This window comes from Dictyobacter aurantiacus (assembly GCF_003967515.1).
Taxonomy (GTDB): Bacteria; Chloroflexota; Ktedonobacteria; order Ktedonobacterales; family Ktedonobacteraceae; genus Dictyobacter; species Dictyobacter aurantiacus.
The window spans coordinates 525,857-546,603 of the sequence record NZ_BIFQ01000002.1 but is presented as its reverse complement, the minus strand read 5'-3'; the positions used below and the strand labels follow the sequence as shown (position 1 = coordinate 546,603).

Annotated in this window: 22 protein-coding genes; 14 read left to right on the top strand and 8 right to left on the bottom strand. The window is 56.7% G+C overall.

Features of this window, described 5'->3' with window-relative positions; genetic code table 11:
• Positions 1 to 30 precede the first annotated feature (30 nt).
• The 4 genes from KTT_RS27125 (at position 31) to KTT_RS27110 (ending at position 4,858) form a co-directional block, all read left to right on the top strand.
• Complete coding sequence (locus KTT_RS27125; RefSeq protein WP_126600721.1) at positions 31 to 456, top strand: nitroreductase/quinone reductase family protein; 426 nt, start codon at positions 31 to 33, stop codon at positions 454 to 456.
• Positions 457 to 738: 282 nt separating this feature from the next.
• Positions 739 to 1,650 (top strand): class I SAM-dependent methyltransferase, encoded by a 912-nt coding sequence (locus tag KTT_RS27120; protein ID WP_126600719.1) that lies wholly within the window; start codon positions 739 to 741, stop codon positions 1,648 to 1,650.
• Positions 1,647 to 2,012 carry a hypothetical protein gene (locus KTT_RS27115; protein ID WP_126600716.1) on the top strand — a complete coding sequence of 122 codons (366 nt, stop codon included), beginning with the start codon at positions 1,647 to 1,649 and terminating at the stop codon, positions 2,010 to 2,012. The genes KTT_RS27120 and KTT_RS27115 overlap by 4 nt, the downstream gene beginning before the upstream one ends.
• A 425-nt stretch (positions 2,013 to 2,437) precedes the next feature.
• Complete coding sequence (locus tag KTT_RS27110) at positions 2,438 to 4,858, top strand: xanthine dehydrogenase family protein molybdopterin-binding subunit (RefSeq protein ID WP_126600713.1); 2,421 nt, start codon at positions 2,438 to 2,440, stop codon at positions 4,856 to 4,858.
• A 106-nt stretch (positions 4,859 to 4,964) separates the two neighbouring features.
• Here the strand turns inward: KTT_RS27110 and KTT_RS27105 are convergent, their stop codons facing one another.
• Complete coding sequence (locus KTT_RS27105; RefSeq protein WP_126600710.1) at positions 4,965 to 5,507, bottom strand: CGNR zinc finger domain-containing protein; 543 nt, start codon at positions 5,505 to 5,507, stop codon at positions 4,965 to 4,967.
• 231 nt (positions 5,508 to 5,738) lie between these two features.
• Between KTT_RS27105 and KTT_RS27100 the strand changes: the two genes are divergently transcribed.
• Together KTT_RS27100 and KTT_RS27095 are read left to right on the top strand one after the other, a co-directional pair.
• Complete coding sequence (locus tag KTT_RS27100; RefSeq protein ID WP_126600709.1) at positions 5,739 to 5,972, top strand: hypothetical protein; 234 nt, start codon at positions 5,739 to 5,741, stop codon at positions 5,970 to 5,972.
• Between the two features lie 40 nt (positions 5,973 to 6,012).
• Positions 6,013 to 6,768 (top strand): SDR family oxidoreductase, encoded by a 756-nt coding sequence (locus tag KTT_RS27095; RefSeq protein ID WP_126600707.1) that lies wholly within the window; start codon positions 6,013 to 6,015, stop codon positions 6,766 to 6,768.
• A 261-nt stretch (positions 6,769 to 7,029) separates the two neighbouring features.
• Here KTT_RS27095 and KTT_RS27090 read toward each other — a convergent pair whose 3' ends face one another.
• The gene (locus KTT_RS27090) at positions 7,030 to 8,778 is read right to left on the bottom strand and encodes an AMP-binding protein (protein WP_307720664.1); all 1,749 of its coding nucleotides are present in this window, start codon (positions 8,776 to 8,778) and stop codon (positions 7,030 to 7,032) included.
• Positions 8,779 to 10,087: 1,309 nt separating this feature from the next.
• On the opposite strand from KTT_RS27090, the gene KTT_RS27085 reads away from it, so the two are divergent.
• Complete coding sequence (locus tag KTT_RS27085; protein ID WP_126600705.1) at positions 10,088 to 10,315, top strand: hypothetical protein; 228 nt, start codon at positions 10,088 to 10,090, stop codon at positions 10,313 to 10,315.
• On the opposite strand, the gene KTT_RS27080 is transcribed toward KTT_RS27085, so the two are convergent.
• Together KTT_RS27080 and KTT_RS27075 are read right to left on the bottom strand one after the other, a co-directional pair.
• The gene (locus KTT_RS27080) at positions 10,281 to 11,141 is read right to left on the bottom strand and encodes an RNA polymerase sigma-70 factor (RefSeq protein ID WP_126600703.1); all 861 of its coding nucleotides are present in this window, start codon (positions 11,139 to 11,141) and stop codon (positions 10,281 to 10,283) included. The genes KTT_RS27085 and KTT_RS27080 overlap by 35 nt on opposite strands.
• Positions 11,142 to 11,179: 38 nt before the next feature.
• Positions 11,180 to 11,632 carry a nitroreductase family deazaflavin-dependent oxidoreductase gene (locus tag KTT_RS27075; RefSeq protein ID WP_126600701.1) on the bottom strand — a complete coding sequence of 151 codons (453 nt, stop codon included), beginning with the start codon at positions 11,630 to 11,632 and terminating at the stop codon, positions 11,180 to 11,182.
• Between the two features lie 376 nt (positions 11,633 to 12,008).
• Here KTT_RS27075 and KTT_RS36635 point away from each other — a divergent pair, with 376 nt between their 5' ends.
• The gene (locus tag KTT_RS36635; RefSeq protein WP_126600698.1) at positions 12,009 to 12,569 is read left to right on the top strand and encodes a hypothetical protein; all 561 of its coding nucleotides are present in this window, start codon (positions 12,009 to 12,011) and stop codon (positions 12,567 to 12,569) included.
• A 452-nt stretch (positions 12,570 to 13,021) separates the two neighbouring features.
• Here KTT_RS36635 and KTT_RS27065 read toward each other — a convergent pair whose 3' ends face one another.
• The gene (locus KTT_RS27065; RefSeq protein WP_126600696.1) at positions 13,022 to 13,969 is read right to left on the bottom strand and encodes an NADP-dependent oxidoreductase; all 948 of its coding nucleotides are present in this window, start codon (positions 13,967 to 13,969) and stop codon (positions 13,022 to 13,024) included.
• A 267-nt stretch (positions 13,970 to 14,236) separates the two neighbouring features.
• On the opposite strand from KTT_RS27065, the gene KTT_RS27060 reads away from it, so the two are divergent.
• A complete protein-coding gene (locus tag KTT_RS27060; protein ID WP_126603168.1) occupies positions 14,237 to 14,719 on the top strand; it encodes a GNAT family N-acetyltransferase in 483 nt (160 codons plus the stop codon).
• A 94-nt stretch (positions 14,720 to 14,813) separates the two neighbouring features.
• Here KTT_RS27060 and KTT_RS27055 read toward each other — a convergent pair whose 3' ends face one another.
• From KTT_RS27055 to KTT_RS27045, 3 genes are all read right to left on the bottom strand, one after another.
• Entirely contained in the window at positions 14,814 to 15,827 is a 1,014-nt protein-coding gene (locus tag KTT_RS27055; protein ID WP_126600694.1) for an aldo/keto reductase, read from the bottom strand.
• Between the two features lie 75 nt (positions 15,828 to 15,902).
• Complete coding sequence (locus KTT_RS27050) at positions 15,903 to 16,748, bottom strand: sugar phosphate isomerase/epimerase family protein (protein ID WP_126600692.1); 846 nt, start codon at positions 16,746 to 16,748, stop codon at positions 15,903 to 15,905.
• A 210-nt stretch (positions 16,749 to 16,958) separates the two neighbouring features.
• Positions 16,959 to 17,489: a DNA polymerase ligase N-terminal domain-containing protein gene (locus KTT_RS27045; RefSeq protein WP_126600690.1), complete on the bottom strand. Its 531-nt coding sequence runs from the start codon at positions 17,487 to 17,489 to the stop codon at positions 16,959 to 16,961.
• 177 nt (positions 17,490 to 17,666) lie between these two features.
• On the opposite strand from KTT_RS27045, the gene KTT_RS27040 reads away from it, so the two are divergent.
• From KTT_RS27040 to KTT_RS27020, 5 genes are all read left to right on the top strand, one after another.
• On the top strand, positions 17,667 to 18,131 hold the full coding sequence (locus tag KTT_RS27040; RefSeq protein WP_126600688.1) for an HIT family protein: 465 nt from the start codon (positions 17,667 to 17,669) through the stop codon (positions 18,129 to 18,131).
• Between the two features lie 59 nt (positions 18,132 to 18,190).
• Positions 18,191 to 18,718, top strand: a complete 528-nt coding sequence (gene ripB, locus KTT_RS27035; protein WP_126600686.1) for a (R)-specific enoyl-CoA hydratase RipB/Ich — start codon at positions 18,191 to 18,193, stop codon at positions 18,716 to 18,718.
• Positions 18,719 to 18,748: 30 nt separating this feature from the next.
• Complete coding sequence (locus tag KTT_RS27030) at positions 18,749 to 19,093, top strand: glycoside hydrolase (protein ID WP_235845887.1); 345 nt, start codon at positions 18,749 to 18,751, stop codon at positions 19,091 to 19,093.
• Positions 19,094 to 19,333: 240 nt separating this feature from the next.
• Positions 19,334 to 19,903, top strand: a complete 570-nt coding sequence (locus KTT_RS27025; RefSeq protein ID WP_126600683.1) for a helix-turn-helix domain-containing protein — start codon at positions 19,334 to 19,336, stop codon at positions 19,901 to 19,903.
• A 22-nt stretch (positions 19,904 to 19,925) separates the two neighbouring features.
• Positions 19,926 to 20,738 (top strand): CPBP family glutamic-type intramembrane protease, encoded by an 813-nt coding sequence (locus KTT_RS27020; protein ID WP_126600681.1) that lies wholly within the window; start codon positions 19,926 to 19,928, stop codon positions 20,736 to 20,738.
• The last annotated feature ends 9 nt before the right edge of the window (positions 20,739 to 20,747 follow it).

Genomic DNA, 20,747 nt, shown 5'->3' with positions numbered 1-20,747 from the left:
ACATATAATGCTATAGCATGAGGAGAATTTATGCCCGAGATACATGATGTGAAAGAGTTGGATCGTCAGGTCATCGAAGAGTTCCGTGCCAATGGGGGCAAGGTTGGCGGTTACCTGGCGGATGCTCCAGTACTGCTGCTGACAACGACGGGCGCGAAGAGCGGTCAGCAGCGTACCACTCCGCTGGTCTATCTGTCTGAAGGTGGGCAGATCTACATTTTCGCCGGCAACAGGGGCGCGCCGACCAATCCTGCCTGGTATCACAACCTGCTGGCACATCCCGATGTAACCGTTGAGGTTGGCAGCGAGAAGTTCGCGGCCCGCGCCGTCGTCCTCGACAGCGCGGAGGCGGAGCGCCTCGGCCGCATCCAGATCCAGAAGATACCCTCCCTCGCCGAACTGCTGGAGAAGATGACCCGCCAGGTCCCCGCCATTCTGCTGGAACGCAAACCGTAAAGCATGGATGGAACACCAGCAACCGGAAGGGTGTGCTGGTGTTCCATCATTTTTTTATCGCTTTTATGCAGATAATCTGAATGGTTATGATTTTTACAATGATCCGAGTCCCACTTTTTGAGCACGTTTACATGCGCGATTTTGTGTCGTAGTATGTATATGTGCAATATATGCTATCTATATCGTTTCCAATGGGCATATGGGTGCAGAATACGATTTTATTTTCTCACTGTAATGTCTGCATCATAGGCTCATGAGTTCTTCTCCGAAAGGACTGTTACTATGAGTCGTACCCTATGGCCTTTTTCCCGCCGTCGCCGTGAGCTGCCCGTGGAGCAGGTCGCGGCACAACAGCCTGTGAACTCTACCTCTATCTCTGTCGATGATCGCGAGCGCCTGACACATGCGCCGTATTTCTTACCCAAGGATGCAGAAGAGGATTCCCGTCTGAATTTTCAACATCGCGCGCTCTATGCTGCTATCGGCAACCACTATCTGGCACCACTCAAACCAGAAACGGACACGATACTCGATGTCGGTACCGGCACAGGTATCTGGCCGGTTGAGATGAGCCGCCTCTTCCCAAAGGCACATATTACTGGTCTGGATGTCTCATCCTCATCCTTTCAGTATTCATCAACGGCGGCGTACACGCTTATGCTCGGAAATATCTTGCAAGGGCTGCCATTTCCAGAGAAACAGTTTGAGTTCGTCCATCAACGGCTGCTGGTTGCGGCTATCCCGACTGCCAATTGGCCTTCTGTCATCGATGAGCTCATCCGCGTGACGCGTCCTGGTGGCTGGATCGAGGTCCTGGAAATCGGGGTCACAATCAAGAATGCCGGAGCAGAGACCGCTCGGCTCCTTGAGTGGATGGGGGATCGCAGCAAAGAGCGCGGCTTTGACATGGGCATGGTATCTCAACTGGGCCAGTTGCTCATCGATGCGGGATTGCAGAATGTCGAGATCCACCATATTCCTGCGCCGTTAGGGGTCTGGGGAGGACATGTCGGATCAATGCTCAAGGCGAACGTGTTGAGTGCTTTCGGCGCGCTGAAGGGAGCCTATTGCAGCCAGGCACAGATGAGGCCAGAGCAATTTGATGCCTGGGTACAGAACGTAGCCGAGGAGTGGGAGACGTTGCACGCCTCCTATGTTTTTCATGCAGCCTATGGGAGAAGAGCGCTAGCATGAACAATTCACCGCTCCCGCGTGGCCTCAGTCTGACATCTAAGCAAGCGCAACATTTGATGGATTATATCCAGATATACCGCCGCTATGCCTGGGAAAACATGGAGCCGACAGCAGAGCGCAATGTGGCGCTAAGAGCACTGCAGGCGCTTCATGGTAGGATCATGAGCAGTCTGGAGCAGTATAGCCAGAGTATCACTATCATGCTCCCGATCACGCCTGATGAGCGCCTTGCGATGACGATGATGATCAGCTATATCCTTGACCAGTATCAGGGAGGTGCCCCGACCAGGGAGCGCGCCCTTGTGATCGCGGAGCTTACTGGATTAAAGTCTATTCTTGATGGCGACTTTTTCTCCAGATAACCAGAATCCTCTATCATCGCCCTATAAGGAGCGTTCGCTTCTGGGTGCGTGTGCGCAACATTCGCGTATGGGGTACGGCGTGGGCCGAGATGGGCGCCACGAGAAGCGGGATTGTGGGGGGACGTGGGCTGCCGTCGCTGGCGCTGGCAGCCCAGACGACCGCTGAGGGTCGTCCCTACAGGGGCATTGCGGTTTTGGGGGACGTTTCGTATGCGGGGTCGTATCATGTTGGGGAACGTTTCGTGTTGTGGGGGCGTGTTTTTTGGTGCGCTGCGTTGCCTTTCTGCGAACGTTTGAATGTGGGTTTCCCTTCTGGTTGGCGTGCATGCATTTCGGGGAAGGATGGTTTAAAATAGGAATATACTGTATTTATTTTTAGGATTGGACTAAGGCTTTTGCTTGCCACTAGAAGGTGGATTTGATTGATGAGTGAACGTCATGCTCTCCCGGCGGGATTGGAACGCCGCACAGAAGATTATCGGCTGATTACGGGCCGTGGCGCCTACGTTGATGATGTACGCCTCCCGGCGGGCCGTCCCGCGCCGCTGCAGATGGCCGTTGTTCGTAGCCCATACGCGCATGCGCGCATCAACTCAATCCAGCTCGATGCGGCGCGGGCGGTGCCCGGCGTGGCCGCGGTCTACGCGGGCGATGAATTGGTTGAGCATCTGCCGTTGATGGAGTTTATGTTCGCTCAGATGGCGTCGGACCTGAAGATGCCCGCGCGTCATCCGCTGGCGGTCGGCAAAGTGCGCTACGTGGGCGATCCGGTCGCGGTGGTGCTGGCGGAAGATATCTATGCCGCCCTTGATGGACGCGACCTGGTCGAGGTCGATTACGAGCCGCTACCCTCGGTCACCGATCCTGAGCGGGCTCTGGCGGCGGATGCTCCTTTGCTGTATGAAGAACTGGGGAGCAATGTGGTGCTGCGAGGCGGGACGCAGGGCGGCGATGTCGCGGCGGCCTTCGCGCAGGCGGATCACACCGTTACCCTGCGACTGGAGAATCAGCGCCTGGCTCCTGCATCGATGGAGCCACGCGCCTGCCTGTTCGATTTTGACGCGCAGCGGCAGCGCTTGACCGCCTGGCTCTCATCGCAATCCGTCTTTCAGGCCCGTAATACGCTGGCCCGCTTCCTGGCTCTGCCCCCTGAACATATCCAGGTCTATAACGCGGATGTCGGCGGTGCCTTCGGTGCCAAGACGCTCTTTCTGGGTGAGGAGATCATCGCGGCTGTGCTGGCCAAACAACTGGCGCGTCCGGTTAAGTGGATCGAGGATCGCGGCGAGAACCTGCAGGCGCATATGCATGGGCGTGGACAGATTAATTATGTCGAGGCCGCCTGCACAGCTGAGGGTCGCCTGCTCGCCCTGCGGGTTCGCACCATAGGTGATGTGGGCGCATTCCTTTATAGTATCGGACCCCTGCTGCCCCTGTTTTCAGCCAATATGCTTAGTGGTGCCTATCAGATCCCGGCCATCGAGTGTCAGATCGCTTCCGTTCTCACCAATAAGGTGCCGACGGGTGCCTATCGCGGCGCGGGCCGTCCGGAAGCAGCCTACATTGTCGAACGCACCATCGAGCGCGTTGCCCACGAGCTACAGCTCGATCCGGTCGAGGTACGTCGCCGCAATCTGATCCCTCCCGATGCGTTTCCATATCGCACGGCGGGTGGCCTGGTCTACGATAGCGGCAATTACCAGGCGGCGCTGGATAAGGCGCTGGCCCTGGCCGATTACGCCGGCTGGCGTGAACGGCAGCGCCAGCGGCGCGCGCAATCCTCCGCCAGACTGCTCGGCATCGGCGTTTCGACCTTCATTGAGACGACCGGTGGCCCCTCGCGTGGACAGGGACCCCAGGAGGCGGCGACGGTACGCATCCAGCGCGATGGGACGATCCTGGTGCAGAGCGCGGTCGCCCACAATGGTCAGGGCCACTTTACCACCTTCGCGCAGATCGCCGCCGAGGCCTTTGGTGTCCCCGGCTCACAGGTTGAGGTACGCCTGAACGACGCCTCGCTCCCCGGCTATAGCACCGGCACCAACGCCAGCCGCATTACTCAGATCTCTGGTTCTGCGATTCACCTGGCCGCGCAAAAAGCGCGCACGAAGGCACTCCAACTCGCCTCCCAGGTACTCGAAGCAGCCGTGGATGACCTGGTGCTGGAGCAGGGACGCATCGTCGTGCGTGGCGTCCCTGCGCGCGCGATCGAGTTGGGTGAGCTGGCGCGCAGGGTCGAAGAGCAGCCAGACCTGATCGAGCGCGAGGCTCCCAATCCCGCCAATAACGTTCCTATTGAGGGGCTGGCCGCCTGGCACGATTTCGCCTCCGCCGGCACAGCCATCGCCTCGGGCGCGCACATCGCCATCGTCGAGATCGACAGCGAGACCGGCGACCTGGAGATCCTGCGCTACATCGCCGTGGACGACGCGGGCCACGTCCTCAACCACTATCTTACGGAGGCACAGGTCCATGGCTCATTGGCGCAGGGGATCGGGCAGGCCCTCTTTGAAGGGGTCGTCTACGACGACGAGGGACAGAACCTCACCGGCACCTTTATGGACTATGCCATCCCGACAGCCGGCCATCTGCCCAGCTTCGAGTTGGACCTGGTCGAGACGCCCTCGCCGCTCAATCCGCTGGGAGCTAAAGGCGTCGGAGAATCCGGCACCATAGGCGCGCCGCCCACCATCGTCAACGCCGCCCTCGATGCCCTGGCGCCCCTGGGCGTCAAAAGCATCGACATGCCCCTGACACCGGAAAAGCTCTGGGCTATCATCCGCTCCGCTCGCCAGGGCACGCTCCAGCAGCCAGAACCACAACCGCCCGCGATCTTCCGCTCTTGATCTTGACGCAGGAAAAGCTATACATCACGCGCAGCGAAGAGGACCCCGGCCAGCCACCAGGACTTATTGCGTAGAAGCCGGGGTCCAGTGCTTCTCGGATTGAAGACTAGACAACATCTTTCTTCTGGTGCCGGTGTTGGTAGGCGCGGGCTTTGGCACGGCTGCCGCATATCTTCATCGAGCACCATGTTCCCGAACGATTCTTTGATACATCATAGAATACACGCTGGCATTTTTCGTTGTGGCAGACTTTGAGCCGGCTCCAGCTTCCGTCTGCCATGGCGGTGAAGATAATCCCGAACAATCTCGCGATCACTCCATCAATACCGGTGAGCTCGGATGTAAGGTTGGCCTGCCCATTCTGCTGGAATGAGAGCTGCAATGGTGCGCGCTGGCTGAGGTGATTGAGTACATCAATAGAGCTCGCCTCTACGTTGCCCTCGGTATTCATATATAAGAGACCCCGTATGGCCTCGCGCGCTTCTATCATGCGCTGATGGTCACTCCGGGTTACGACCTGTTCCTTGGTCAACAAGTGCCGTTGCAGCAACCAGGCACGGAGTTGTTCTGGATCACCCCATTCATCAGCACGTCTTCCAAAGCGCGTATTGATGCATTCCTGCAGGAGCTTGAGGGGTTCAGTGATCATATTTCTGCCTTCTTTTGTAAGTTTATCTTTCTTTTTACCAGTATAGCATATTTAACGGAAAGCCTAAAGCGCCCTTGCGTCAAAATATTTACCATCAAAAGAACTTGACTGGTTATACTGAGATCGGATATACTACTTTCAATGTTTCGTTCTATGCGCAATGCTGGAGGGTAAGAGGAGTATGGCTTTTCCTACACGGTCGTCAGTGGCACGACCGAGGCTTCCCTATAAATGGATTGTTATTCTGGTCGTTGTCTTCGGGGCATTTATGACCATAACCATGGCGGCGTCACGCATCTCATCGAGAACCAGGCGATGATACAGGCGCTGCAGGATACCTTCTGGCTGAGCGCCGTGGTGGCCCTGGCCGGAGTGCTGGCGGGAGCCTTGATCCGCTCGCGCCGCATCCCTGATCGGAGTGAGGAAGAAGCGATAGAGTTACGCTCCGCTATGGTGGCGGAGTAAGGTTAACGATATGAATAACTATAAATCGGAGGAAAGAAAAATGACTCAGACATTGATTGGAAAGGTGGCCCTGGTCACCGGTGGATCCCGTGGTATTGGTGCCGCCACGGCACGCGCGCTGGCCGAACAGGGAGCCGAGGTCGCGATTAGCTATACCAGCGCCTCCTCGGCCTCAAAGGCTGAGGCTCTTGTCAACGAACTCAGGGAAAAGGGAGGACGCGCGGCCGCTTTTCAGGCGGATCAAGCTGATGCCGCGCAGGCCAGGGCATTGATCGAGCATGTTGTCGAACACTTTGGGCAGCTTGATATTCTTGTGAACAACGCCGGTGTGCTGGCCTTCAGGACGATTGATGCCGTGGAGAGAAACGAGGCCACTTTCGCTCGCATGATGGCCGTCAACCTTGCCGGGGTGGCGACAACGGTAGAGGCGGCGGTACGAGTCATGGGTGAGGGAGGGCGCATCATCTCGCTAGGTTCCTGGTTCGCCTCGCGTGTGGGGACTCCCGGCCTGGCGGACTACGCGGCGACAAAAGCGGCCCTGGCAGGATACACCAGAGGCTGGGCGCGCGATCTCGGGCCAAAGGGCATCACCGTCAACCTGGTCCAGCCCGGTCCCATTGATACCGACATGAACCCGGCCGAGGGTCCCTTCTCGGCCAATATTCTGCCAACTGTCGCCCTTGGTCGTTATGGTCGGCCCGAGGAGCTAGCGGCGGCCGTCGTGTTTCTGGCCAGTCCCGCAGCTTCATATATCACCGGTACCTCATTGGTCGTCGATGGGGGACTGCTGGCGTAGCCGCGATAGCGACAGGAACGGAAAAAGAAGAGGGAACGTACCCCCAGGCGAGAACATCGAAAGCATCCTCAACGCCCCCGAATTCGGAACGTTCCCTTAAACAAGGAACGTAATTGTAGGGTCGACCTTCAACGGTCGACAGGGCTGCCAGCGCCAGCGACGGCAGCCCACGTCCCCCCACGACACCGCTTCCCCCGTCTTCCACGCTCACCCCACGTGGTACCCGGTAAGGAATGTTCCACGCACGAACCCAAACGTGCACTACGCCGTTTGAATCGAGGCCGCATCCTGCAGGCCCAGTTCCTGGATCGACGTTTCGCGCATCAGGTACTTCTGAATCTTGCCCGTCACGGTCATCGGGAACTCCTGCGTGAAGCGGATGTAGCGCGGAACCTTGTAGTGCGCGATCTGCTCGCGGCAATATTCTCGCACCTCGTCCTCGCTCAACTGTTCGCCGTCGCGTACCTTGATCCAGGCGACGATGGCCTCGCCGTATTTGGGATCGGGGACGCCGATGACCTGTACGTCGGCGATCTTCGGATGGGTATACAGGAACTCCTCAATCTCGCGGGGATAGACGTTCTCGCCGCCACGGATAATCATGTCCTTGATGCGGCCGACGATGTTGACGTAGCCCTCCTCATCCATGGTCGCCAGGTCGCCGGTATGCATCCAGCGTGCCTGGTCGATGGCCGCGCTGGTGGCCTCCGGATTATCCCAGTAGCCCAGCATGACGCTGTAGCCGCGCGTGCACAGCTCACCGGGCGTCCCCAACGGAACGATGGCGCCGCTGGCCGGATCGACGATCTTGATCTCCAGGTGCGGATGAATCTGGCCTACCGTGCTCACCCGCTTCTCCAGCGGCGAATCGATGCGCGATTGCGCGGAGACAGGCGAGGTTTCCGTCATTCCGTAGCAGATCTGTACCTCGCTCATGTGCATCTGTGAGATAACACGGCGCATGACTTCAATGGGGCAGGGGGAGCCGGCCATGACGCCGGTGCGCAGGCTGGTCAGGTCGAACTTCGCGAAGTCGGGATGGTTCAGCTCGGCGATGAACATGGTCGGCACGCCATAGAGGGAGGTGCAGCGCTCCTCCTGTACGGTCTCTAGCACGGCCAGCGGCTCAAAGCCTTCGGAAGGATAGACCATGGTGGCGCCGTGCGTGACGCAGCCGAGATTGCCCATCACCATGCCGAAGCAGTGGTACAGCGGCACCGGGATACACATCTTATCTTCATGTGTGATGTTCTGCAGGTGCGCGACAAAATAGCCGTTGTTGAGGATGTTGTGGTGGCTGAGCGTCGCCCCCTTGGGGAATCCGGTGGTGCCGCTCGTGTATTGAATGTTGATCGCGTCATCGAATTGCTGCTGCCGCTGGACCTCTGCCAGCCGGGCCGCGTCAACCTCATGTCCCAGAGCCATCACGTCGGACCAGCGATACATGCCGGCCACGTCATGTGTGCCCATATGGATGACGGTCGTCAGCTCGGGTAGCCTCGCCGCCTGCAACTGTCCGGCAGCGCAGGTGTTGAGCTCGGGGGCCAGCGCCTGCACCATCTGGATATAGTGGGAGCTCTTAAACTCGGGCGCCAGGATCAAGGCCCGACAACCGGACTGCTTGAGGACATACTCTAGCTCATTGAGGCGGTACGAAGGGTTGATATTGACCAGAATAACGCCGATCTTGCTGGTGGCGAACTGGGCGATGCACCACTCCGCCCGGTTGGGCGACCAGATGCCCAGGCGCTGCCCCTTCTCAAGCCCCAGCTTCAGCAGGGCGCGCGCGCACAGGTCAACCTGCCCCTGGAACTCCCGGTAGGTCAGGCGGATCCCCTGTTGACGAGAGATCAAGGCCAGATTATCGGGATAGCGCGCGGCCGTCTGATCAAGCATATCGCCGATCGTCAGACCGAGCAGCGGCGTATCGGTAGTGGCGCTGGTATAACTCATGCGCGCGATAGAGGATCGTGTGGATACGGCATCAGCGTTGTCATGCGACATTGTCATGGGTCCCTCCCTCATCTGTGTGGAAGTTTCAGCGACAAATCTTCTCCCTGTGGACGACTTTATGGCAGGGAATGAGCTTGTACTCAGCATCAAGCGTAACCAATCCCCGCACAAAAATCAAGCGCTCTATCTCTGGTGCTTGTGGGTCTTATCTTTATTGGTTTTCCGTCCTTGAGGGGCGGCACCCCCTGACGGAGCGCGAGGCGCCCTCGCCACTCTCACTCTCCGTCCTTCCCCCACAAGGACGGAGAGCCTCTTTATTTATTAGAATAGCCAATAATATAACTTAAAAATACATTTATGCTTGTAAAATTTCTCTGTGTAGTTTTTAAATTTTATATAAAAAAATTGTTTTATATTATATATAACTTCATAAGTTATTAAAGTACGTATAATATACATATGAAGTATATTTGCTTGATGTATTAAGTTCGTCTAAGGAAGCAAACGCGGCAGCATGTTCCCATCCAATCTGTTCTCCTGGGCGAAGCGTACAGCAAGCATATTCCTGGTCTGGTTTGTGGTTATGTGGATATGAGATGATCCAGAAGGAGAAATGATGCGTAAAGTTCTGTTTTGTGTGTTGCTTGGTGTGCTCGCCATGGGAGGGATGATGACCTTCCGCGTGGTTCCCCATGCATTTGCCTCGTCGTCTGCTCTATCTTATGTTCCAGGCTGCTGGGATTACGATTACAATTGTGGTTACCGCCAAGGTGTTGCGTATGTACAAAGCATGGCGGCTTCTCGTCGGTGTGCGATGATTACGCCCCGCTATCCTGCTACCATGCCTAGTGATCGAGGTTATAATGACGGCATTCGGTACGCCTCGGCTCTGTATTGTCGAGCGACGCCGACGCCGCCACCGACGCCGCCACCTTGCACAAGTTACAGCTGCGGTTACAATGCTGGTCATGCGGCTGCGATAAATATGTGGAACCAGCATACTCTCTGTGGGATGTCGCATGCGCCTGTGTCTGTTACTACTAGTTATGGACCGGATTACGAGCGGGGCTATCAGGCTGGCTTTCAGTATGTCTTCTCTTATTATTGTTCAAGGACTGCTCCATCTTCCCTAAACTGGGGGGCTGCGGGAGCGGCTGCACTCTATCCGTAGTGATTGGGACTTTAGCATGGTTATCGTGATGTCTACCATCAGGTTGGTTAACCTTGCTAGATGTTACACGATTTCGTGGGCATGCATGTTGGATGGGAACCTACATCTCGTATATAGTGGCTCAATGTATATCTCCAATCCAGGCCTGGATTGGGGATATACCCATTCCATTAAGGTGCTAGCAACGAGTTCTCAGTGACCATCGTGACCTACAGTGCGACGGGGAGCCTGCCCGATGATCCAGGCAGTGCGCCGACGGTGAGGTGTTCCCCCGCCTCGGGCATTCCGTTCCCCAGTGGCCCAACGACCGTGAATTGTACAGCCAGTGACCAGACGACGCCACCGGATGTGGCCACGGGGCGTTTTCAGGTCGAGGTCAAAGGGACCTTCAGATCCGCGCAAGTTTTTCCGGGTTGGCAATGATGCGAATCGTCTGAATCCGCTCTTGCTCTACATCCATGGTCAGAACGGAGAAGGGTTGGCCGTTCGCGCGGATGAGCAGGGCGGCCTGACCATTGATGCTTGCTAGCTCGACAGAAACGTTCTCTGGCCAGAAGCGCCTCGTTCCCAGGGTAAAGCGTGCCACGGCATCTCGCCCATGAATCGGGCGCAGTGCAGCTTGCTTGTTTTTTCCACCACCATCAGCCCACAGGACCACATTTTCGGAGAGCAGTTCCGTCAGGGTGGTCATTTCTCCGCTGCGCACGGCCGTCAGGAAGTTGACAAGCAGTTGCCGGTGCATTTCGGGAGTGGGTTTGAAGCGGGGTCGCTGCTCAAGCAGGTGCTGCTTCGCCCGGCTGAAGGAGCGGCGACAGGCGCCTTCACTCTTCTCAAGCATGGCGGCAATCTCCGCGAACTCGTAGTCGAAGACTTCGCGCAGCAGGAAGACCGCACGTTCGAACGGTTGGAGTTGCTCCAGCAGCACCAGGAACGCCAGTGAGATCGATTCCTCGGTCTCGACACGCTTTTCGGGATCGGTCGCCTCTGGAATCTCTTCGGTGTGGATCGGTTCCGGTAACCAGGGTCCCACGTACTGCTCTCGCTTGCGGCGCGCCAGCTGGAGTTGATCCATGCACAGGCGCGTGAGAATGGTGGTGAGATATGCTTTGAGCGAGTGAATGGTCGCAGGCTCAGCGGTCTGATAGCGCAGGTAGGTCTCCTGCACGATATCCTCGGCGTCCATCGCGCTGCCGAGCATGCGGTAGGCGATGGCGAAGAGGTAGCTACGATAGGTTTCAAAGGTTTCCACGCTGTTTCCTCACACTGGTAAGATGACGCCGACCCCGGTTACACGGCGCCCTGTAATAAAAACACAGGATGGCTGGCCGCCACCCGCTCAAACTCCTCAAAGGAAGATTCCGCTGTGACCTGATAGTAGCGAGCAAAAGGGTTGCCACCCTTGATATCTGCTTGCAAAACGAGGGCCGCTTCTCTCTGGGGAAGCTCTCTAGCCTTGACCGTTTCAACCCGACCTCCACGCGTGAGGGTGGCCTCGCCCGCTGCTTGCAGATTGCGCACCCAGGCCACGGTTCCATACGGGGAGGCCAGATAGCGATTCCCGTTGCGCTCAATCGTCACAATCGGGACCGTACGCGGCTGCCCACTTTTGCGTCCACGTACCGTCAGCAGATACATCGGATAGTTGCCAGTTCCGTTGAGCTTGACGCCCGCGCGCAGCAGGGGCACCGTCAGCTTATTTCCCAGGGTAGCGAACCACGGAGCCTTCTTTGTTTTTGTCATATGTTCCTTCCCATTCTATAACTAGAGACGTTGTGGCGCGATGACCACCATCGGTGATCATCACAAAGGAAGACGGTTCAGCTCTCTGATTTGGGACAGCTCTCCATTTGAAAAAAAAGAGGGACACGATCATCGATAGTATTTTGCCCATGTTTTGAATGAAAGGTTATATATTATGTAAAAGTTTCTATTATATGATCGGATGTATAATAAATTATATAAAGGATTTTTTGATTTTTGTGATGAATTCGTTCAATGGATGCAGATAAAGTAGCATGTTCCCATCCAACCTGACCCATTGGACAAAGCACACAGAAATCAAAGTCCTGATTGAGCCTGTCGTTCTGTAAATACGAGAATAGTCAGGAGATAAAAGATGCGTAAATTGCTGTTTCGCCTGCTACTGGGAGTATGCCTCATCGCAGGGATCATGTTGACTTCTCAGCCTGCTCAGCATGCCTCTGCCTCGTCGCACATCTCAGCCGCTGTTCCGGGTTGTTCTGATAGCGATTACGGCTGTGGTTACCAGCGTGGTCTTCTGGATGGGCAAACTGCGGCAGCCAATGGTATGTGTGCTACGAAATCTAGGGGCTATTCCTATGGTCCACAAGAGGCGCAGAGCGAGCTCGGTTATTGGGCTGGCTATAGTCAAGCTTGTTCTGCAGGGTCGGTTACTCCACCGCCGCCACCACCACCACCGCCGCCACCACCACCGCCGCCACCACCACCACCGACCCTGACTCCAATCCCCCAGAATCAGGTTATTGCGGGATGCGATAATTGGGATTACAGTTGTGGTTTTCGGAAAGGGGCTGCAGATGGGCGAAGCATGAAGCTTGCTGGCTTCTGTCCTCCTTCGTATCGCGTAGATCCATCGACACAAAGTACGGAAAGCGCGATGGGTTATTGGCGTGCCTTTAATGGGTATTGTATCTAATCGTAGTGTGTCGGTTGATAGCGTTCACACGATTGCACGGATTTAAATAGTGGATGGGAACGTGCTTCTAGCGTGTCGTGGAACTGTGTGTATCTCTTCTCGTGAAGAGATACACGCTTTTTTGAGCGTATATCAGTTTGCTCTATAGCATATAGAATATATATGCTCGCATGCTCACATCGTTACCGGTTCCCATTGCCCCTCAGAATGAGTCATTAGCGCTTTGAAAAAGGGATAGTGGGTCTCGGTTCGATTGAGAGTGATCCGATACTATCATGCTGGAGGAAAGGAGTTGTTGCGATGACCACCATCTGTGATCGCACAAAGAAAGAGGGTCGAGCGGTCTGATTTGGCCCAGGTCTCTATTTGAAAAAAAGAGGGACACGATCATCGCAACATGATCGTGCACCTCTGCTTCTTATCGGTATCCGGCAGATTGGTGTCGGTGAGCCTCAGGAACGGAAGTCCAGCACCAGGCGTCCCCGTACGCCGCCGGCCTCGAAGCGGCGATGCGCCTCTGGAGCCTGTTCGGCTGGCAATACATCGGCTACGCGCAGTGTCAGTGTATGGTCCTCGACCTGGCGCACCAGCTTTTCGAGCGCCGCCGTATTGGTGGCGGCACTCATCACCATGATCCGGTGGATGGTGATATTGCGCTCACTCGGACCCTCCCAGCCGCGAATCACCGCCAGTCCACCGCCGTCGGCGATGGCGGGCAGCGCGCGTCCGTTGAGCACGGCGCCATCGGCCAGGCCGGGCACACCCTCCGGAACCATTGAACGCACCAGGGACGCGAACGTATCACCGCGTTCAAGCACGAAGTTCGCGCCCAGTGAGCGCACCAGCCGTTCATCTGATGGCGATGTGTCCGCGATTACCCTCAGGCCATCAGCCCTGGCCAGCTGAATAACGTAACCGCCGAAGGCGCCCGCCGACCCTGTCACCGCCAGCAGTTGTCCCGGCTGTAGTGCCAGGGCATCCAGCGCCAGGCGCGCGGTCATCGCGTTCATCAGCAGTGTTGAGGCGGCCGGGAAGTCTACGCCGGCCGGTGCGTGCACAACCGAGGCGGCCGGCACAACGACCTGCTCGGCGTACGCACCTCCATGCGGCCCGCTCGGCACTATCAGCGCCACCACGCGATCACCGATCTTCAGACGATCATCGGCGCCGGGACCCAACTCATCGATCACGCCCGCCGCATCCATGCCGGGAATATAGGGTCCGGGCCGCCCTTGCAGTCGCGCTGCCTGCAGACCCGCGCGGAACGCCGTATCGGTCGGATTCACCGTCGCGGCATACACGCGAATACGCACCTCGCCATTTCCCGCGTGCGGCTCCGGCAGATCCACAACCTGCAGCGTCTCGGGTCCACCGAATGCTGTTACTCCTACTGCTTTCATATAACCATTTACCTCTTTCTTTAGTGTCTGTAGCATACGTTTATGACACGCAAAAGACATACATAAAAATGCACCTGCGTGGTGTATTGAAATAAAAAGCTCCTCTATAGTGTTTTTTAGCATAGTATCTTGAAGAAATTGGAAGGGACGCATCATATGCAAGAGATACAAGACAAGGACCAGCATCCAGAGGTTTCAGAACTGATCAGGACCCGGCAAGAGGACCAGGCAACGGGGTCGGAAGCGAGTCCGCGCCTCCAACATCCGATGCCAGACATTCAGTTGATCCGACCCGATCACGCGCCAGCCCTGCTTGCCTTCGAGCAGGAGAATCGGGCCTACTTCGCGGCGTCGGTGCCGGATCGGGGAGATGAGTTCTTCGCCGAGTTCGACACGCGGTATGCGCAACTGCTCGAATGGCAGGCCGCCGGGACGGATTATTTCCATCTGCTGGTGACCGAGGGTGGCGAGGTGGTAGGACGGGTGAACCTGTTCAAAGTGGCAGACGGTTCGGCGGAACTCGGGTACCGGATCGCGCAGAAGGCCGTTGGACAGGGTCTGGCTACAGCTGCGGTGCGCCAGGTGCGCGAGCTCGCCGCCACAGAGTACGGACTTACCAGACTGCGTGCGAGGGTCAGGCTGGACAATCCTGCCTCGCGCAAGGTACTTGAACGCAACGGCTTCGTCGCCGTCGGAGAGCTCACGCTCAACGACAAGCCAGCCATATCCTACATCTGCGAGCTCCGGTGACGCAGCGCACTCGCCGCATGACCAGCAAGCTCGAAGCGGCGCTGGGCCTCCTGTGCCGCTTCAAGAATACATTCGGGCGTGAGCGATTCGTCGGTCATCGGTTCTGCTCTCGATCTCGCTCACTATCGAGCAGGGCCATCAGTGGCTCTGGATACCGTTCGCCCGCAACTGCGTCTTTTGGGATAGCCTGTTCGATCCGGGCCACATCATCATCTGTCAGTCGCAGGTCGAGGGTCTTTAAAGATTCAGTGAGGTTCTTGCGCCGACGTGCTCCAACCAGCGGCACAATATCCTGTCCACGCGTGAGGATCCAGGCAATGGCTAGCTGCGAGACGGTCGCCCCCTTTGCCTCAGCTACCGAGCGCAATGCCTCGACGAGCGCGAGGTTGTGATCGAGGTTGGCTCTGTTGAAGCGCGGGCTGAAACTGGTGAAACTGCCGGGCGCATGTGCGCGATCTTTCGACCACTGCCCGCTGAGAAGGCCATGCGACAGAACACCATACGCCGTAACGCCGATGCCAAGCTCGCGGCAGGTGGGGAGGATATCGGCCTCGATGCCGCGTGAGAACAGCGAGTATTCGAGCTGTACATCGGCGATCGGATGCACCGCCTGCGCGCGCCTTATCGTGGCGGACCCGACCTCGGAGAGGCCAATAAAACGAACGTACCCGGCCTTGATCATGTCCGCGATAGCACCAATGGTCTCTTCAATAGGCACAGTATCATCCAGACGAGCGGGGCGATAGATATCAACGTAATCGGTGCCAAGCCGACGCAAGGTATAGGCCAGAAAGTTCTTGACCGAGGCGGGACGACCATCGACACCAACAAAGCGGCCTGCGGGATCGCGTAATCCCCCGAACTTATCGCTAATCACGACCTGCTCGCGTGCCCGTCCCCCCAGCGCCTCGCGCAGCAGCATCTCGTTGTGTCCCATCCCGTAGAAATCGGCTGTATCAAGCAGAGTAATACCAGCCTCAATAGCGGCATGGATTGTCGCGATGCTTTCAGCCTCATCTTCTGGGCCGGATGCGTCAGACATGCCGCCGCAGCCCAGACCAATAGCCGATACAAGAGGGCCATGCGTTCCAAGCGAACGTATAATCATATGCTCAAACTCATCCCTTTCCTATACGACGTTTTACAAGTTTTCCATGATTTTTTGAGTGGCTACCAACGACAGTTATCGCGCCTCTCTGCTGTCGCTGATGCTGAATGCCTGCTTGCTTTTTGCCAGGCCTGACTTAGCAACGTCCAGGGCCGTCTGGCCGCCAAAATCGGCGATAAACAGCTCAAGCGATAGATATCCCTGGTAGCCTGCCTGATGAAGGAAGCTGGCGATCTCAGCGGTCGGGGCGATGCCGTCACCAGGAAAGACGCGATCCTTATCCTGAATGGTGGCGCGCTCAGGATTGGCCGGGTAATCATTGACGTGGACGATGCCGATATGGCTGCCCTTGAGGTAGGCCAGATTGTTGACCGAACTGCCGCCAGTATACATATGATAGGGGTCCAACAATATCTTCACATCGGGCAAGCCACTCTGCAGGGCGACCGAGAGCGCGTCACTGAGCGTCGAAAGCTGCTTTGCTCGTCCCCAGAACTCCAGATAAGGCTCGACGCCGATGCGGCGACCAATCTCCACAAGATGCGCGAACGCGGCGGCCATATCGGCCAGCGTGACCTGCTCCACATTCCCAAAGGGAGGTGCGGCAATCCCTGGACACCCCAGTTCGGCCAGCAGTCGCATCTCTTTTTCGGCCTGAACCATGCCCTGCTCGCGCACAGTCGCGTCCTTGGCGGCCCAGGTGAAAAAGCTAATGCAGTTGACGATGGAGATCCCCAGTTCGTCCCCATATCGCTTCAAGTCCTGGAGATTTCCCCCCTCGGCCAGATAGTGCTCGATGTCGCGCATCCACAGCTCAACGCCCTCATAGCCAGCCTCAGCCGCAACCTGCATCTGTTGCTTAACGGGGAGCTTGAACGGAAACAGTGTGGATGCATTTAATGCCATTTTGAATGGGAACATGGATGATCCTTTCTTGCTACGTGGTTAGAAGGAGTGGACAAGCATGCTCTCTCAGAGACATGCTCCCCTTAGCGTACCGGATTTAACGCCCCTTTTCAAGGTTTTACCGGCAAAAAGAAACACGAACCGCAACCCGGCGCGATCATGCCCCCCTTAAAAAGGAACCTAATTCGACCCTACATGGGCGTTTCATTTTGGGGGCATGGTCCATTACGTGATTTCGCCTAGCCGCTTTCCTGTGATGACCGATCGGTCTTGCTGGAGGATGTCGGTCTGGGAGGCGTATTGATCGCGTTTCTTGATGAGGAGCCAGCTCTGCTCGCCAATGCGTTTTGAGCGGATGAGCGTGAATTCGCCCCGTAATTTTTCTCCGTACAACAGGAAATGGAGCGCGCCCTGCTCGAACTGCTTTCTTAGCTGTTCCTGCATGGCGTCTCTGGTCTGGCCTGCCAGGGGACTGTATGTGCCCTGGTCCCAGACGATGACTTCGCCTGCTCCATAGCCGCCTTCCGCTATCACTCCTTCGAAGGTGCGATACTCGAAGGGATGATCTTCTACCATGATGGCCAGCCGCTTATCGTTTGGATTGAGCGAGGGTCCCTTTGGCACGGCCCAGCTCTTCAAGACGCCATCGAGCTCTAGCCTGAAATCGTAATGAAGATGGGATGCCTGGTGCTTCTGTACCACAAAGACAAGGTCATCTGGCTGTCTGCTTTTTCCATGGTTTGCTTCGGAGTTCATGTTGCCCCTTCCCTCCGTCTTCTTTACCACTGGCTCCGGCGCTGACCGCCGGCGTTGTTATCTATAATGTGTTGTAATAGTATAGCGTTGCAGAGGGCCGGTGCGTGTCATCAAGGTCTGAGAGAGGGCGACCTTTTGTTATCGCTACAGAAAAGTTTCAGGCACAGGGAGGCGTATATGCCGGACGCGAAGGATCGTTTAGCGCACAGCAGCACAACATGTATATTTTGTCGCATTATCCAGGGCGAGGAGAGGGCCGCGCTCGTCTTTGAAGACAGCATCTCCGTAGCCTTTTTAGATCACAGACCTGTGTTCCCCGGACACTGCCTACTGGTGCCCAGGGCGCACTATGAGACGCTCGCCGATCTTCCCGCTGATCTGGTGGGTCCCCTGTTTCAGAACGCGCAGCTGCTTGAACGGGCCATTGAAGAGGGTCTGGCCGCCGATGGAGCCTTTGTGGCCCTCAATAACCGTGTCAGCCAGAGCGTGCCCCATGTGCATATCCACCTGGTGCCGCGCCACCGCAAGGATGGGCTGCGGGGCTTCTTCTGGCCCAGGCAGCGCTACCAGGATGAATCCGCCCGACAGCAAGTACAAGAAAAGCTGCGCGCCGCCATCGCTAGCATCCGTGCTGGCTCTTAGCGCTTCTGTAACCGAGGACAATGCGAACATCATACTATAAAGAAGGGAACAACGCAGACATGGACAAAGAGATACCGGCCTATCGCGAGATCGGTCCGCGACGTTACCGGGAAACTTCGGGCCTTTATTATGAGGACTTCGTCGTGGGCGATACGTTTGAGCATCGTCCCGGTCGTACCATCACAGACGCCGACAATATCTGGATGACGCTGTTGACGATGAATGTGCAGCCCGTTCACTTCGATGCCGCCTACGCCGCGCAGACCGAGTGGAAGCAGATGCTGGTGGATAGCACCCTGACGCTGGCGCTGCTCACCGGTATGAGCGTGCGCACCGTCAGCGCGAAGGTCGTGGCGAATCTGGGCTGGGACAAGGTGCGGGCCACCCATCCTGTCTTTGCCGGCGATACCCTCTATGCGGAATCTACGGTGCTATCGAAGCGTGAGTCCAAAAGCCGTCCCACCCAGGGCATCGTCACCGTGCTCACGCGCGGACTTAACCAGGATGGCGTCGAGGTGATGAGCTTTGAACGCACCATGCTGATCTATAAGCGCGGCCACTCCCCCGAAGAGGCCGCCAATTATTGATCATAGCCAGCTTGCTTGAATGGGGGCACCGTGTCGACCGAGGTGCCCAACGGCTATCCCGGCATGTCTTTCCCCGCCTCGGATGAGACCAACTTTATCAAGAACAACCTGGGACCCACCTTTGCCCAGAACGGCATTACCACGAAGATCCTGGGCTACGACCACAACTGGGATCAGCCGGGCTATCCCACCATCATCCTGAGCGATGCCAGCGCCAGTTCCTATACCGCCGGGACCGCCTGGCACTGCTATGGTGGCACCGTCGACGCACAGACCACGGTCCACAACTCGTTTCCCAACAAGGATGCCTGGGAGACCGAGTGCTCCGGCGGCACCTGGGAGAACAGCAACGGCTTCCCCTGGGGACAGGTGTAGGTGCGTGGCTTGCCCACGCTTGCTCGCTCCCGCTTCCCTTTTCGCACAAAAAATAGAAAAAACGAGCCTCTCTTGTTGCATGCAAGTCAAGAGCATGCATTGATATAGGTACAGCAGGAACGCACGCGTTCTTGCTGTACCTACACTCCATATCATGAACCCCCTTTCTTGCATTTTCCAATTTCTTATGATATTCTTTCTTTTGAAGACGTTCTAAAATTTTGTAATGAGAGGTGTTTTTTGAAGAGAGCGGACTTGATTCTCCATCCGGTCAGGATGCGCGTGATTCTGGCTTTAAACGACCGATCACTCACGCCCAAACAAATCGCCGCTGAATTGAAAGATGTGGCTCCGGCGACCCTCTACCATCATCTCAACCTGCTCACTGAGGCCGGGGTTACTCAGGTCGTTGAAGAGCGTCTTGTCCGTGGCACCTTGCATGAAAAGGTCTATGCCATCTCGGATTCCTTTACACTGCTGAGCCCTGAGGAGGTCGCGACCGCATCGAAAGAGGAGTTGATGCAATGCTTTCTCGCCTTTGCCTCCAAGCTCATCGGTGACCATGCTCGTTACCTTGATCTTAAAGAAGGCGGTTATTATACGGATGCTGGATACCATCAACACCCTGTCTACTTGAGCGATGAGGAGTATGTTCGATTTGGCCAGGAGGTTAACGCTGTTCTGTTGCCCTGGCTCAAGCAAGCACCGGCTCCTGGTCGCCGCCGCTATATGCTTACCACCATCTCCTTTCCTGATCTGGAATATGAAGAGACTTCAAATGATGAGAACGAATCTGACAGTATCTCTTGAAAGGCAGAAATGAGGCGATTGTATGTTCAGTTTCTCCTGGTCTGAATTTGCTCTGTTGTGCGGCGCGGCATTGCTCGGTATCGTTTGTGTCACCCCCTACACGCTGGAACTGAACCACGATGCACTCAACAAGGCTGAGGCACGAATGCATCAACCCCTTTGGGTGCTCGCGCTGCTGCAGGGGACGCAGAGCTTCATCCTCATGGCCGTGGCGACCGGCCTGGGATTGCTTATTGCGCATCATATCGGTCTGGGTGCGCCATTGATCGAGGGTCTGTTAGCTGGAAAGGCGGTGACGACTCAGGCGCAGGGGATCATCACTCCGGCCTTGATCTTTGGGATAGCTCCCACAGCGGTTCTTCTGCTCCTGGAGATTACGGTGTTCTGGCCGCGCCTGCCACAGGTTATGCGCACTACCTTTCCCATCCCCGCCCTGTGGAAGCGTTTCCTGGCGTGCTTCTACGGTGGTATCGCTGAGGAACTGTTGTGCCGCCTATTCTTGCTCTCGTTGTTAGCCTGGCTCATTGGCCTGGCCTGGCATGTGCCTGGAGGCAGGCCAACGCTGGGTGCATTGTGGCTCGCCAACATTCTCGCGGCGGTAATCTTTGGCCTGGGCCACCTGCCGGCCACAGCTGCATTGGTCAAGTTAACCCCTTTGTTGATCGTACGCGCCATTCTCCTCAACGGCATCGCGGGAGTCGCTTTCGGCTATCTCTTCTGGCAGTATGGTCTGGAAGCGGCGATGCTGGCCCACTTCTGTGCGGATCTTGTTCTGCACATTATTGGAGACTCCATTGCGCAGGCGATACGTGCGAAGGAGGCGGCCAGTGTGTAGGGATATGGA

Bases quoted from the DNA above. Each gene is read 5' to 3' on its own strand.
- KTT_RS27125 (WP_126600721.1), top strand. From the start codon at position 31: ATGCCCGAGATACATGATGTGAAAGAGTTGGATCGTCAGGTCATCGAA.
- KTT_RS27120 (WP_126600719.1), top strand. From the start codon at position 739: ATGAGTCGTACCCTATGGCCTTTTTCCCGCCGTCGCCGTGAGCTGCCC.
- KTT_RS27115 (WP_126600716.1), top strand. From the start codon at position 1,647: ATGAACAATTCACCGCTCCCGCGTGGCCTCAGTCTGACATCTAAGCAA.
- KTT_RS27110 (WP_126600713.1), top strand. From the start codon at position 2,438: ATGAGTGAACGTCATGCTCTCCCGGCGGGATTGGAACGCCGCACAGAA.
- KTT_RS27105 (WP_126600710.1), bottom strand. From the start codon at position 5,507: ATGATCACTGAACCCCTCAAGCTCCTGCAGGAATGCATCAATACGCGC.
- KTT_RS27100 (WP_126600709.1), top strand. From the start codon at position 5,739: ATGGATTGTTATTCTGGTCGTTGTCTTCGGGGCATTTATGACCATAAC.
- KTT_RS27095 (WP_126600707.1), top strand. From the start codon at position 6,013: ATGACTCAGACATTGATTGGAAAGGTGGCCCTGGTCACCGGTGGATCC.
- KTT_RS27090 (WP_307720664.1), bottom strand. From the start codon at position 8,778: ATGACAATGTCGCATGACAACGCTGATGCCGTATCCACACGATCCTCT.
- KTT_RS27075 (WP_126600701.1), bottom strand. From the start codon at position 11,632: ATGACAAAAACAAAGAAGGCTCCGTGGTTCGCTACCCTGGGAAATAAG.
- KTT_RS36635 (WP_126600698.1), top strand. From the start codon at position 12,009: ATGCGTAAATTGCTGTTTCGCCTGCTACTGGGAGTATGCCTCATCGCA.
- KTT_RS27065 (WP_126600696.1), bottom strand. From the start codon at position 13,969: ATGAAAGCAGTAGGAGTAACAGCATTCGGTGGACCCGAGACGCTGCAG.
- KTT_RS27060 (WP_126603168.1), top strand. From the start codon at position 14,237: ATGCCAGACATTCAGTTGATCCGACCCGATCACGCGCCAGCCCTGCTT.
- KTT_RS27055 (WP_126600694.1), bottom strand. From the start codon at position 15,827: ATGATTATACGTTCGCTTGGAACGCATGGCCCTCTTGTATCGGCTATT.
- KTT_RS27050 (WP_126600692.1), bottom strand. From the start codon at position 16,748: ATGTTCCCATTCAAAATGGCATTAAATGCATCCACACTGTTTCCGTTC.
- KTT_RS27045 (WP_126600690.1), bottom strand. From the start codon at position 17,489: ATGAACTCCGAAGCAAACCATGGAAAAAGCAGACAGCCAGATGACCTT.
- KTT_RS27040 (WP_126600688.1), top strand. From the start codon at position 17,667: ATGCCGGACGCGAAGGATCGTTTAGCGCACAGCAGCACAACATGTATA.
- ripB (WP_126600686.1), top strand. From the start codon at position 18,191: ATGGACAAAGAGATACCGGCCTATCGCGAGATCGGTCCGCGACGTTAC.
- KTT_RS27020 (WP_126600681.1), top strand. From the start codon at position 19,926: ATGTTCAGTTTCTCCTGGTCTGAATTTGCTCTGTTGTGCGGCGCGGCA.